The sequence below is a fragment of the Pseudomonas huaxiensis genome (assembly GCF_003231275.1).
In the GTDB taxonomy this organism is placed as follows: domain Bacteria; phylum Pseudomonadota; class Gammaproteobacteria; order Pseudomonadales; family Pseudomonadaceae; genus Aquipseudomonas; species Aquipseudomonas huaxiensis.
Genome location: NZ_QKVL01000003.1, coordinates 94653 through 107754, shown reverse-complemented (window position 1 = coordinate 107754; position 13102 = coordinate 94653). Strand labels below are relative to the sequence as shown.

Here is a 13102-nt window from a genome sequence, read left to right as displayed (position 1 = left end):
CATTAGTAGATTTGAGATTTACCGCGACCATTCGGGGTAACTAAACCCAGAAGCTGAAGTTTAAGCGTCACTAGCGCTTTGCAAAACGACTTAGTCCCCTCGATTTACGCCATACGGTTTAGTCGAACTTGTTTCCCCTTCCGAAATTAGAATCTACTGATGAGGCGGCTTTAAGAGGAATAGACTTTCGGTACAGCGCTCAAATACGCCGTTGCAGAGGGGATTGCGCCGAGCGCAATGAACCCTGAGCGGGCAGTTAAGACACTTCAGCCTCAACCGTAACCTCATAAGCGCTAACACCCTGATGTGCGGCCAGTCGTCTGATGCTTTGAGGAGGGTGCCCGATAACTCTGATGAAGGCTCTGCGCATCCGCTCCGGATCCTTGAAGCCAACCGAGTGTGCTATCAGTTCGATCGGTTCCGCCCCACGTTCAACGCGCAGCCTCGCGACCTCGACACGCAAACGCTCCACAGCTTTAGCGGGTGTTTCCCCCGTTTCCAGCAGAAAGGCTCGACCAAATTGGCGCAAGCTGAGGCACGCAATTGATGCCAAATGCTCTGTTGATAGCTGTTCGTTTAGATGCTCTCGCATGTAGGAAAGCACCTCCCTCATGCGATCCGTCGTCGGCTCCATATCGGCCATGGCTGAAAATTGTGACTGCCCTCCTGGCCGACGGTGGTACACGACCATGGCGCGGGCGACCTCATGGGAAACAGCATTTCCCAGATCCTCCTCAATCATGGCCAGCGCCAGATCGATTCCCGCAGAGATGCCAGCAGACGTCCAGATGCCACCATCCTTCGTAAATATATGATTGGGCTGTACCCGCACCTTCGGAAAATTGCGTTGCAGTCGCGCGGTCTGCCTCCAGTGTGTAGTAGCCCTGCGACCGTCTAACAGGCCCGCCGAAGCCAATAGAAAAGCCCCGGTGCAAACACTCGCAACTCGCCTGGTACCTTTCGCGGCCGCATTAGCGAGGTGGTCCGACACCATGGGAAGGTCATAGGGTTTGGAAAAAGCCTTACCGCCGACCACTATCAACGTATCGTACGGGCTAGATCTGATCTTCTGACTCCTTACTTCCAGACCAGCCGAACTCATAACGGGACCGCCCGACAACGAGACTACCGAACAGCAGTATGGATCTGATACCCCGATCTCTTTAGCGATTTCAAAGGCGGCCAGCGGACCACTAAGGTCCAGAATCTGAAACTCGGGAAAGACCAGGAAAGCGATGTCACGCATGGAATTACCTTCTCCAAAAATCATTGATCCTGTTCACAATTACTATTCCCTGCCAGCCTCCTGTTGGCGATTTTCGTACTGCTTTCCTCGGATGATCCTCTAAAAGTCGTATGGCGAAAAGAGCAAAAAACCCTCAAAAAACGTCATCCTAATTTTTCGCCTCGTAGTCCCGCTTCGCTATTTGCGTTCCTGTCTGTGACATCCGCTGGCCAATGCAGCATGACGGCCAAAAAGGAGGGAAGTAAGTCCTTTATCCCGCCATAAGTGACATAGAGAATGCTCCCGTTTCTCAACGGGAGAGTCGTCATGGCTGTAAGGGCTGTCACCTCAAATCTTCTTGGCTGGAGGCGGGTGCAATGAGTACATCAAAGTCGTCGGAAGACGTTCCAGCGCCAGAAAAATCGTCAAGTCGCTCGAATGTGGCTGTGTTGGCCATAGCCCAAGGATTATTCACGGCGGCCATCGCGATCGATCTCACATTGACCGGTTTGACGGGATATCAGCTTGCCCCTGATAAATCGCTCGCGACTCTGCCTTTTGCACTGATCACCGTAGCAGGCGCCATTGCGACATATTTCGCTTCTACGCTGATGCAGAAGATCGGAAGACGGCGTGGATTTGTGCTAGGTGCCTTCACCTGTGCAATAGGCGGATCGATTTCCGTATGGGCGGTCTTCCTGAACTCTTTCTGGCTATTCTGCATCGGGACAGCGGCCGTCGGTATCTTTCAAGCGTTCGCCCAGTATTACCGTTTGGCGGCGACAGATTCGGAACCTGACGACCGCAAAGCACGCGCAATCTCGTTGGTGCTTGCGGGCGGAGTGATCGCCGCTATTCTTGGGCCTTTGTTAGCGAGTTGGAGCACGAATTTATTCGCTACCCTATTCGCCGGTTCTTATTTGATGGTATGCCTGCTCGGCATTGCCTCGGCAGCATTACTTTGGTTAGGCTATGAAGATGCACTTCCAGAATCATTGGAGCTGCATGGCCACGAACAGCCGCCACGCAAGTTACTTACAATATTTCGACAGCCAGTTTCACTAGCGGCACTCGCGAATAACGTCATAGGCGGCGTGGTGATGATGTTCATCATGACTGCAACACCGCTGGCGGCTGTCGCCAGCAATCACTCAATAAATGATGGCGCCAGCATTATTCAATGGCATTTAGTAGGTATGTACGCGCCGTCACTATTTGCTGGACGCCTGATTTCCCGATTCGGATTGCCTTCGATTTTGTTCTTGGGAATTGCACTTAGTGCAGCTTGCGGGTTGATTGCACATTGTTCGGACAGCTTGGCGGCATTTTATATTGCACTTCTTTTTTTAGGCGTGGGATGGAATTTTATGTTTGTGGGCGGCACAGTCTTACTGACTGCTTCGCATCATCCCTCCGAGAAGGCTAGGGTGCAGGGAGTGGCAGAGTTTATTCGATACACGTTCACTGCATTTGCAACTTTGGCCGCCGGCCCTCTATTGCAATCACTTGGCTGGAAGGGTATGAACGATATGATTTTCCCACTATTAGCGGTATGCGCTGTTATTACCTTGTGGTGGGTGTGTATCGAACGCAGAATAAAAAACGCAACCAGTGAACACGTCTCGGGCAGCGAAAACCGATCGGCGACATAATTATCCGGGCGTGACGCACACCTTTTAAAAGCGGTATCGCTGGAGATCCAAAAAGCTTGGCGCTTTAAGAAACGCCACCTCATGTTGCTGTGAATGATCCATCGGAACTTGGCATTCACACAACAGCTAAGCTATAACAGAATTAATCTTGGAGTCATGATGAGCGCTAATTCCAAACCCCGCACTAGGCCGGCACTTTATTCCGCAGGTATACTTATTATTTTCGGAGTCGTTGCCTTTGGCGTGGTCGATAACTCAGAGAAAGCTGTAGCACAGGACGGCCCGCCCCCAGTCCAAGAGGTAGATGTCGTGGTCGTTAAAAAAGAAACGGTTACCGACTGGCAAACTTACTCTGGCCGATTAGCAGCGGTGGAAAAAGTTGAGGTTAAGCCACTGGTTGCGGGAACCATAACGGACGTCAACATACATGATGGCCAATTGGTAAAAAAAGGGGACACTCTGTTCGTCATCGACCCACGACCTTACCAAGCACAAGTCGAACGAGCTAAGGGGCAGGTTGCAGCAGCTCAAGCTCGCGCCGCGTACACGAAAAGCGACTGGGAGAGGGCACAGCGCCTGATTGCCGAAAATGCAATAGCGAAACGTGACTACGATGAAAAAAACAACGCGGCGTTGGAGGCCAGTGCCAATCTTAAGACTGCTGAAGCGGCGCTGGATGCAGCTAAAATTGATCTCGGCCATACCCAGATTACAGCTCCAATTTCTGGTCGAGTATCGCGGGCGGAAATAACACTTGGAAACATCGTAAACGCCGGGGCAGGCGCGGCACCTTTAACGATGCTTGTCTCTGTTAGCCCCATTTACGCAGAGTTCAACGCTGATGAGCAGACTTATCTTAAGTACATCAACAGACTCGGCAATAAGGCTACTGTTCCGGTTGATCTAGGACTTGCAGATGAGACAGGGTATTCGCGCCGGGGAGTCATCCAATCCGTAGACAATGAACTCGACACTACCTCAGGCACTATCCGCATGCGTGCACGGTTTGACAACGCTGATGGCACCATGGTCCCGGGGCTATATGCGCGTGTAAAAGTGGGCGGCAGTGAACCATACGCGGCCCTTCTTATTGATGATGCGGCAATTGGCACCGATCAAGACAAGCGATTTGTCTTGGTCGTGGGAAAAGATGACCATATTGTTTATCGCCCGGTAGCGCTGGGAAATCTACAAGGCAATTATCGCATTATCACGTCCGGACTCGAAGAGGGCGAACGGGTGGTGGTAGGCGGTATTCAGCGAGTCCGTCCAGGGGAGCAGGTTCTAGGAAAGATAATTCCCCAAAATGACGCTCAGGCTAGAAACGCTCACTGACCCACGACAGGACTAACTAAAATTCACCAGTAAATAATGAGTGTCCCTCAGGCACTTAGGATTTATTGATCCGTGCATTGATTATAAAACAGAGTGCATCCTTAAGCGTCCTGTTGTCTTTTTTAACCTTCAAGCAGCGCTGAGAGCAAGTAGCCGCCTCACTTAAAGAGTCATTAATGAACATATCAAAGTTCTTCATTGATCGTCCGATCTTTGCGGGCGTACTATCCGTGGTGATCCTGCTTGCAGGGTTGATAGCAATATTTAAATTGCCGATTTCTGAGTATCCAGAGGTCGTTCCGCCCTCGGTCACAATCAGCGCACAGTATCCTGGAGCGAACCCAAAAGTCATTGCCGAGACAGTTGCTGCGCCGCTTGAGGAAAAAATTAACGGCGTTGAGAATATGCTGTACATGCAGTCTCAAGCGAACAGTGACGGTAACCTGACCATCACTGTAACTTTCGCATTAGGAACTGACCCGGACTTGGCTACCCAGCTGGTACAGAACCGAGTCAATCAAGCATTGCCACGATTGCCCGAAGATGTACAACGATTGGGTGTTACTACGCTCAAAAGCTCTTCTTCATTAGTTCTTTTTCTGCACCTCGTGTCGCCGAATGATCGGTACGACACAACGTATTTGAGAAACTACGGCCTACGGAACGTCAAAACGCGCTTTGAGCGGATACCTGGCGTTGGCCGTGTCGATATGTGGGGGGCAGGTGACTACGCAATGCGTGTGTGGCTTGATCCGCAAAAGGTGGCGCAGCGTAATCTCACCGCCTCGGAGATTGTCACTTCCATTCAAGAACAGAATATTCAGGTTGCTGCGGGTGCCGTTGGTGCTGCGCCTTCTTCGCCGGGTACTGCAGTACAGCTGACAATCAACGCCCAGGGACGCTTGAAGACCGTCGACGAGTTCCGCGACATCATTCTCAAAACTAGCCCGAATGGCGCAGTTACTTATCTGCGGGATGTCGCCCGAGTCGAACTCTCTGCGGCTGAATACGGATTGCGTGCGCTGCTGGACAACAAACCCGCCGTCTCCCTCGCCATCTACCAATTGCCTGGCGCTAACGCGCTGGAGATCTCTGATCAAATCCGCGCCGCACTCAAAGATCTCAGCGCTGATTTCCCTCCAGGCCTGGATTACAGGCTTATCTACGACCCCACTCGCTTCGTGAAGTCGAGCATTCAGGCGGTTATAGAAACACTGCTCGAAGCCATCGCACTGGTGGTCGTGGTCGTAATTGTGTTCCTCCAATCATGGCGTACAGCGATCATCCCTTTAATCGCTGTACCGGTGTCCATCATCGGTACCTTTGCGCTATTGCTGGCCTTCGGCTTCTCAATCAATGCCCTGTCGCTTTTCGGAATGGTGTTAGCCATTGGTATCGTCGTTGACGATGCCATCGTTGTGGTTGAAAACGTGGAGAGGAACATAGCCAGCGGTCTGACCCCGAGGGACGCCACGTATAAAGCCATGCGAGAGGTCAGCGGCCCCATCATTGCCATCGCACTCACGTTGGTGGCTGTGTTTGTACCGTTGGCATTTATGAGCGGTCTCACGGGCCAGTTCTATAAGCAGTTTGCGATGACCATTGCGATCTCTACAGTGATATCTGCTTTCAACTCACTCACGCTCTCTCCAGCCCTCAGCGCACTACTTTTGCGTAGCCACGACGCTAAGCAAGACGCCTTAACGCGGGTGATGAATAAGCTACTGGGCGGTTTTTTTCGAGCCTTCAACAAGGTTTTTAATCGTGGCTCGGAGCAATACTCGAAAGGCGTAACAGGCATCCTTAAGCGCAAGGGCAGCATGCTGGTTGTTTATGTGGTTCTTCTGGGTCTCACGGCGGTTATGGGGAACGTTGTGCCTGCTGGGTTTATTCCCATGCAGGACAAGGAGTACTTGGTCACCATCGCCCAGCTTCCCAATGGCGCTTCTCTTGACCGAACGGAAGAAGTGATTCGCCAGATGAGCGAAATAGTCATGAAGCAGCCGGGCGCCGCTCACGCAGTCGGCTTCCCCGGCATGTCCGTTAACGGATTCATGAACAGTTCTAGCGCAGGGATTGTCTTTGTCCCCCTCAAGCCTCTCAGCGAGCGTACATCGAAAGATGAGTCCGCCGCGGCCATCGTCGCATCCCTTAACCAAAAGTTCGCCAGTATCAAAGGAGCCTATGTCGCAGCCTTTCCACCGCCTCCAATACTCGGGCTTGGCACACTAGGTGGCTTCAAAATGCAGCTGGAAGACCAAGGTAGCCTCGGGTATGAGGAGCTTAACAAGGCCGCTCAAGCATTCATGGCCAAGGCTGCAGTGACCCCGGAGCTTGGTGGGTCACTGACAAACTATCAGATCAACTTCCCGCAGCTAAACGTCGAGCTAGACCGTGTGAAAGCCAAACAGCTGGGCGTGTCTGTTACCGATGTATTCAAGACCATGCAGGTATACCTTGGCTCCTTGTATGTGAATGACTTCAACAGTTTTGGCCGTGTATATCAGGTACGAGTGCAGGCCGACGCACCGTTTCGTCAGCGAGCAGATGACATCCTTCAGCTAAAAACCAGAAACGACCGTGGAGAAATGGTGCCCCTATCGTCTCTGGTTCGTATCACCCCAACCTACGGTCCGGACATGGTGGTTCGGTATAACGGCTACACCGCAGCGGATATTAACGGCGGCCCAGCGCCGGGCTATTCGTCTGGCCAGGCCCAAGCAGCAGCAGAGCGCATTGCAGCCGAGGTGTTGCCTCAAGGCGTAAAATTCGAGTGGACTGAGCTGACTTACCAAAAGGTTTTGGCAGGTAATGCCGGTATGTGGGTCTTCCCTGTCAGCGTCCTGCTCGTATTCCTCGTACTGGCCGCACTGTACGAAAGCTTGACCCTCCCTTTGGCGGTAATCCTGATCGTTCCCATGAGCATCTTGTGCGCACTCACGGGGGTGTGGCTCACGCAAGGAGACAACAATATCTTTACCCAGATCGGGTTGATGGTATTGGTCGCATTGGCTTCCAAAAACGCCATCTTGATCGTCGAGTTCGCCAGAGAACTAGAGCACGACGGGTACACGCCGCTGAAGGCTGCCATTGAAGCGAGCCGCTTGCGCCTCCGGCCGATTCTCATGACTTCGATCGCCTTCATCATGGGCGTTGTTCCACTCGTGTTTTCCACTGGGGCGGGCTCAGAAATGCGCCAAGCCATGGGGATCTCGGTGTTTTTCGGCATGTTGGGCGTGACCCTGTTCGGTCTCGCACTAACACCTGTCTTCTACGTGGTCCTGCGTACGCTGGCAGGTGGCAAAGTACACGTGGCTCAAAAAGACGCGCCTCACCTGACAACGGAAGCATTGGACTCATGATCGGAGCCAAACGAATGATCCAATTACCTAAAAAGTCTATATTTGGACTGCTAACTTCCTCAGCGCTGCTATCGCTTCTATCAGCATGCTCTGTGGAGCCGACATACAACCGCCCCGACGTCCCGACTCCACAGGCGTTCAAGGAAGCTTCGGCTGAACAGAAGCAAGCATCATTGCCCAAAGATAGCGCCTGGAAAAACGCTGAACCGGCCGATGCCGAGCATCGTGGGGAATGGTGGCTAGTCTTTGGCGATCCGGTGCTAAACGACCTGGAGCGGCAAGCCGCAGAGGCTAATCAGAATCTGAAGGCGGCTGCCGCACGAGTCCAGCAATCGAGAGCCTTGACCCAATCAGCCCGAGCGGGATGGTTCCCGTCCCTAGATGCGGGATTTGGTCCTACGCGTGAACGCCTGTCTCCTGCCTCACAATTGTTGTCTGACGATGCGAATGGGTCCACGCAGACTCTTTGGCGGGCGCAGGCGACGGCCTCTTACGAGGTAGACCTGTTCGGGAAGGTGGATTCACAAGTGAACACTGCGCTCGCTAATCAAGCACAGAACGAGGCGCTGTATCGTTCTGTGCTGTTAGCCCTCCAAGCTGATGTGGCTAAAAATTATTTCGAGCTGCGTGAGTACGACAACCAACTTCGACTATTTCGTCGCACGGTCACCCTGCGTGAAAACACCCTGAAATTAGTAGAGGGGCGATTCAAAGAAGGTGACATAAGCGAACTTGACCTCTCGCGAGCTCGCAACGAACTATCGACCGCGAGGGCGGACTCGGTAGGGATCGCACGGCTTCGCGCGACGTCAGAACATAGTCTTGCCGTGTTGTTGGGTAAGTCTCCTGCCGACTTCGGCTTCCCTGACTCACCTATAGAGCCCATCGCGACCCAGGTGCCTATCGGGTTACCATCAGCCCTACTGGAGCGCCGTCCAGATATTGCTGCCGCCGAGAGAGCTATGGCCGCGGCTAATGCACAAATCGGATTGGCGAAATCAGCATTTTTCCCGCGGCTTAACATAAATGCCTCCGCCGGCTTCGAGTCGTCATCGCTGGGGAATCTGTTCGACTGGTCGACTCGGTCTTTTCTACTAGGCCCCCTTGCGGGAACGGCGCTGACGTTACCGATATTTGATGGTGGTCGGAGGAAAGCAGATCTCGCCTCTGCAAGGGCTCGATACGACGAGCAGGTTGCAAAGTATCGGGAGCAAGTATTGGTGGCGTTTAGAGAGGTAGAGGACAACCTGGCAGATCTGAGGTTGCTCGATGATCAGAAAGGTAATCAAAGCGAAGCTGTTGCAGCATCAATACGGACAGAGCGACTTTCTAAAACTCAGTATGAAGAGGGGCAGATCAGCTACTTGGACGTTATCGATGCTCAGCGCCAAGTCTTACAAACCGAACTGCAACTGAGCCGTCTGACGGGTACTCAGGCCATTGCAACGGTGAACCTGATTAGAGCCCTAGGTGGTGGGTGGAACCGAGCCGACACTAGCGTTGCCTCCAATGGCCGTAAGCGGTGATCACGTAGCCTGGACGGCTTTGAATTGCTCATAAAGAGCGGGTCAACTTGACCCGCTCTTTATGCTTCAAACCCAACGGAAATTTCCTGGCCAGAGCCAAACCGCATTAAGCGTCCGCTCAACACACCTTGCCTAATTAGACGGGTGCCTACCTGTCGTAAGATTGCACTCCAGTTGACTACGTGTTGCATTCGATTTGACCTTAATTGTGAGCGTCCGGCGACCTGACCTAGGTACTCGGCACCGATCGCCTGAATGCAGGAGTCTCGCAATCTGTTTTCCCGAAACGCTTACGCAAAAACCGCGACCCTACAGTTCACGTACCATCACCAAGTCTCGGTGGACATCATCGCCGCATTGAAAACTGGTTTCTCCAACTGTCAAAAATCCATTACGTTGGTAGAAGCCTATTGCGCGGGCATTCTGATCATTCACCGTGAGCCGGATACGATCTGAAATACCAGTAAGAGTCGCAGTTAAGAGGAGTTGTGCGGCACCGGTTCCATGGTGTTTTGAATCGACATAGCATCGCTTCAACTCAGGGATGCCATCCGCCAGTGGGATGCTTAATCGATCTGGTTTGTAGTCGACCAAACTGAAACCCACGATATCTCCGGCTTTCTCCAACACTCGCACCTCTTGGCTTGACGTATCCAGCGCGATCTGAAAACAACGCGCGGTCAGATTTTCGCTGATGTAGCGCTCCAGTTCTTCTGCTGGAGTGTCTGCTGGGCACGCCAGTGAAAATGTAGCCTTCGCGATTCTACTCATGCTCTCAGAGTCACTCATTATCGCTGGACGCACACGCATTCATCGCTCCTTGGATTGGTAGATATAAGCGCGTACCGACGACTGAGGAGGCAGCTACGCAACTCAAGTGTCACGAAATGAGCCTATGGAATGCAAGCCTGCCGAGAGTCCATGAGTACGAATAGTGATCAAACAAGGAGCCTCGGCCGGACTACAACAGAGCTGTGAGGTCAGTTCGTATGCGTCCGCCGAAGTCACGTTGCATGACTAAGCAGATATGCGCTGCCTATCCTCATCGCTCATATCCCGGGCGAGTAGCTCAACTTCGTACAAGCGGCCAATCGAGTGCCGTGCCTAACAAGCCGCAGCCAGCCGGAACTGGCTTTGGACCCTTCGCGAACTTACGATTCTGAGCTAGGGCTCAGCTCGTCGAAGCAGCGATTCTTGACGGAAGAAACCTGCAGTTTAGTGCCGCCGTAAGTGGGCCATCCCGTGACCGGTAATGAGGGAAAAATGTCGTTTCCGCCTCCTGCAGTCAGACGTAGAGTCGACGTTCGAACGGTAAGATTGACTCATCCTCATCCTGGAGAAGGACACTCATCACCGTTCAGGCGCTTCAACGCAAGGAAACGAGAAATGGCCAAAAAGTGCTTGGGATTCCAGCGGACCACCCGATGTTTGCTGCGATCAAAAGCGGCTATGAGAGTCATGGCCTCTCATGACAACCTGCCAAAAAGTAGCGCATCGAAGATTGCGATTTTTTTGACCTAGACCGCTTAAAAACAAAGCGAAACTTTCTAATAGGTAAATGCATGTATGAGCGAGAAGACATTGTTATTGACCGGTGCCAGTCGTGGCATCGGCCATGCCACCGTCAAACACTTTCAAGCCGCTGGGTGGAGGATTTTCACCGCCTCTCGCCAGGACTGGGTCGCTGAATGCCCATGGGCCGAGGGCTTACTCAACCACATTCATCTTGATCTCGAAGATATTGATAGCGTCAGTGACAGCCTGGCGGCCATCAGGGAAAAATTGGGCGGACGCTTGGATGCATTGGTAAACAATGCAGGAGTTTCGCCTAAGGGGCCTGAGGGGACACGACTTGGTGTTCTGGAGTCCGACTATGCAACCTGGATCAAGGTCTTCAATGTCAATCTGTTTTCTACGGCCCTCCTTGCGCGGGGGCTGTTTGATGAATTGAAAGCTGCAAAAGGTAGCATCATCAACGTTACCTCTATTGCAGGATCCAAGGTGCACCCGTTCGCAGGTGTCGCTTATTCCACATCCAAAGCTGCGCTCTCCGCCCTGACTCGGGAAATGGCCTTTGATTTTGGCCGACATGGCGTAAGGGTCAACGCTATCGCACCTGGAGAAATCGAAACCTCAATACTGTCCGCAGGCACTGCGGAAATCGTTGAACGGCTAGTGCCGATGAACCGGCTGGGTAAACCTGAAGAAGTTGCCTCGCTCGTCTACTTCCTTTGCACCAGTGGCGCTTCTTATGTAAACGGCGCAGAGATTCACGTTAACGGTGGCCAGCATGTCTAACGTTAATGGCCGGATCTGAGAGTGTTAAGCCATAGTGAAAAAAGGTCCTGTAGCAGCAGTTTTCAATATGGTGATTCGGCTTAGGGCATAGCAGATGATAGGGCTTGAACTTGTTGGTGGCGGTCAGTTTGCTCTGCATCGGGCAGACATAATCCGGCACAGAGCATGGACTTCACTGACCGTTCAACCCGTGGTTGGGCCGGTAGTCTTTGCTGCCTATTCTGTCCTGTGGCGAAGTTGAGTATCGCCTTACTTTTCTGCCTGACCTCGCTACTACGAATTGGACAAAAGCCGCGCTCTAGTCGCGAGATGCACTGCAAGGCAACGCTCTGGATACTCCTGATCCTCAGCCCATCCTCGAGCTCTCCCTCAGTTAACGCTTCCACGGGGGCTGGCTCGATTTGTCCGCCACCGCTCGTTTGTTGTCGTCCGTTTACGCTAGGTCGTCGCTGCAGCGATTGCCGTTGAACGCCCTCCAATCGTCTTGTAGAGAAGGCAGTATGTCTCGCGTTATTAATCACTCCGGTTGCAGTTCCAGTGCTCCCGAAGGTCTGACTTTCAGTTTTCCTGCATTCAATAAATCGCAAGCGGCGATGGCATGGAGGCTGCTATGCGCTCTGTAGTTATTCCTTCAGGCGTTTCGCGGCTGGTTAGCAAAACGTCGCGCATAAACAGTCGTGGCGACTTCCTATTGCCGTTTCCAGACTATCCCTGCAACGCACGCAGCTTTGTTCAACTGGATGCCGGATTGCTGCCTTATTGGCATACGTTGTTCGATGTGTGTCCGGGGCTGCTCAAGCTAGATCCACCAGACGGCTTGAACATATTTCGCACTTTTATGACCTGGGCGTACCGCAATCATCCGTCGCTGAATTGGACTTACTACCTGAGTGTCTGCCGTTGGTTACTCACGTCGACCTATCGGGCGCACATCCACGAAGAACACATTGATGCCTTCATGACTGCGGCAGCGGCCCGGTGGATAAATACTGACGATAGCCAAGCACGAGGACTGGTGTTGGCTTGGCAAGGCTCGCCGATGAGGGTGTTTGACTGGAAAGTAGCGCCTCGTTCTTTCGCGGGTGTTGACCCTGAAAAAGAGGATTTCCCACCGGCACTCTGGGATTTTTCCTGGTGTCCTCTGACGGGGAAAGCGGGTGCCGGGTTTCGACGGTGGTTGCCCATCCCCGAATACGAGCGGCAGACGCAGGTATCGAAGGCTGCGCGTGATGAGCAGAAGCCCTGCTAATGCGTAAGCGTCACATTATCGGAGCATGGCTGAGCCTGTTCGCCATACTGATGATTTTTGCCGGCCCCCTGATCAGTCAGGGGATCAGCCTTTCCCATGGCAAAAGTCAACCAATGAGCATGGCTGGCATGGAGTGCCACGACATGCTTGGCACGAGCCAGAAGTCTCACCATGCTTCTGTCGGCAAGACCCATGATCTGGTCGTGTGGGAAAAATGCGGATATTGCTCTCTTCTGTTCCAGCATCCCGCTCTTGCCGAGTCAAACCTGTCCAGGTTTCAACTTAATGTTCCACCGTTACAGCTTTTTTCTACTCACTTAATTCCCCAGCAAGCAGCGCCACCGATATTCCTCGGTGCAAGAAGCCGAGCGCCACCGATTCGATCGTTGAACGTCATACCCACTTTTGGCTGAACGCGCATTGCCGACTCTGCATCGACCGGCTTTTGAGTCCGC

At 52.8% G+C, this 13102-nt stretch carries 9 protein-coding genes; 7 read left to right on the top strand and 2 right to left on the bottom strand.

All coding sequences use genetic code 11. The features are described from left to right. Positions 1-256: 256 nt before the first annotated feature. Positions 257-1246 carry a GlxA family transcriptional regulator gene (locus DM374_RS05360; protein ID WP_110969113.1) on the bottom strand — a complete coding sequence of 330 codons (990 nt, stop codon included), beginning with the start codon at positions 1244-1246 and terminating at the stop codon, positions 257-259. A 356-nt stretch (positions 1247-1602) separates the two neighbouring features. On the opposite strand from DM374_RS05360, the gene DM374_RS05355 reads away from it, so the two are divergent. The 4 genes from DM374_RS05355 (at position 1603) to DM374_RS05340 (ending at position 9100) form a co-directional block, all read left to right on the top strand. After that, positions 1603-2877 (top strand): MFS transporter, encoded by a 1275-nt coding sequence (locus DM374_RS05355; RefSeq protein ID WP_110968953.1) that lies wholly within the window; start codon positions 1603-1605, stop codon positions 2875-2877. A gap of 159 nt (positions 2878-3036) precedes the next feature. Beyond that, on the top strand, positions 3037-4212 hold the full coding sequence (locus tag DM374_RS05350; protein ID WP_110968952.1) for an efflux RND transporter periplasmic adaptor subunit: 1176 nt from the start codon (positions 3037-3039) through the stop codon (positions 4210-4212). 176 nt (positions 4213-4388) lie between these two features. Continuing rightward, complete coding sequence (locus tag DM374_RS05345; RefSeq protein WP_110968951.1) at positions 4389-7574, top strand: efflux RND transporter permease subunit; 3186 nt, start codon at positions 4389-4391, stop codon at positions 7572-7574. After that, on the top strand, positions 7571-9100 hold the full coding sequence (locus tag DM374_RS05340; protein WP_110968950.1) for an efflux transporter outer membrane subunit: 1530 nt from the start codon (positions 7571-7573) through the stop codon (positions 9098-9100). Before DM374_RS05345 ends, DM374_RS05340 begins: the two co-directional genes overlap by 4 nt. Positions 9101-9409: 309 nt before the next feature. On the opposite strand, the gene DM374_RS05335 is transcribed toward DM374_RS05340, so the two are convergent. Then, on the bottom strand, positions 9410-9910 hold the full coding sequence (locus tag DM374_RS05335) for a GNAT family N-acetyltransferase (protein ID WP_110968949.1): 501 nt from the start codon (positions 9908-9910) through the stop codon (positions 9410-9412). A 756-nt stretch (positions 9911-10666) separates the two neighbouring features. Between DM374_RS05335 and DM374_RS05330 the strand changes: the two genes are divergently transcribed. The 3 genes from DM374_RS05330 to DM374_RS05320 all read left to right on the top strand — a co-directional run bounded on the left by DM374_RS05330 (position 10667) and on the right by DM374_RS05320 (position 13060). Further along, positions 10667-11398, top strand: a complete 732-nt coding sequence (locus DM374_RS05330; protein ID WP_110968948.1) for an SDR family NAD(P)-dependent oxidoreductase — start codon at positions 10667-10669, stop codon at positions 11396-11398. A 610-nt stretch (positions 11399-12008) separates the two neighbouring features. Beyond that, the gene (locus tag DM374_RS05325) at positions 12009-12647 is read left to right on the top strand and encodes a putative natural product biosynthesis protein (protein ID WP_110968947.1); all 639 of its coding nucleotides are present in this window, start codon (positions 12009-12011) and stop codon (positions 12645-12647) included. Continuing rightward, complete coding sequence (locus tag DM374_RS05320) at positions 12647-13060, top strand: DUF2946 domain-containing protein (protein ID WP_110968946.1); 414 nt, start codon at positions 12647-12649, stop codon at positions 13058-13060. Before DM374_RS05325 ends, DM374_RS05320 begins: the two co-directional genes overlap by 1 nt. The last annotated feature ends 42 nt before the right edge of the window (positions 13061-13102 follow it).

Bases quoted from the DNA above. Each gene is read 5' to 3' on its own strand.
- DM374_RS05320 (WP_110968946.1), top strand. From the start codon at position 12,647: ATGCGTAAGCGTCACATTATCGGAGCATGGCTGAGCCTGTTCGCCATA.
- DM374_RS05360 (WP_110969113.1), bottom strand. From the start codon at position 1,246: ATGCGTGACATCGCTTTCCTGGTCTTTCCCGAGTTTCAGATTCTGGAC.
- DM374_RS05330 (WP_110968948.1), top strand. From the start codon at position 10,667: ATGAGCGAGAAGACATTGTTATTGACCGGTGCCAGTCGTGGCATCGGC.
- DM374_RS05350 (WP_110968952.1), top strand. From the start codon at position 3,037: ATGAGCGCTAATTCCAAACCCCGCACTAGGCCGGCACTTTATTCCGCA.
- DM374_RS05340 (WP_110968950.1), top strand. From the start codon at position 7,571: ATGATCGGAGCCAAACGAATGATCCAATTACCTAAAAAGTCTATATTT.
- DM374_RS05345 (WP_110968951.1), top strand. From the start codon at position 4,389: ATGAACATATCAAAGTTCTTCATTGATCGTCCGATCTTTGCGGGCGTA.
- DM374_RS05325 (WP_110968947.1), top strand. From the start codon at position 12,009: ATGCGCTCTGTAGTTATTCCTTCAGGCGTTTCGCGGCTGGTTAGCAAA.
- DM374_RS05335 (WP_110968949.1), bottom strand. From the start codon at position 9,910: ATGCGTGTGCGTCCAGCGATAATGAGTGACTCTGAGAGCATGAGTAGA.
- DM374_RS05355 (WP_110968953.1), top strand. From the start codon at position 1,603: ATGAGTACATCAAAGTCGTCGGAAGACGTTCCAGCGCCAGAAAAATCG.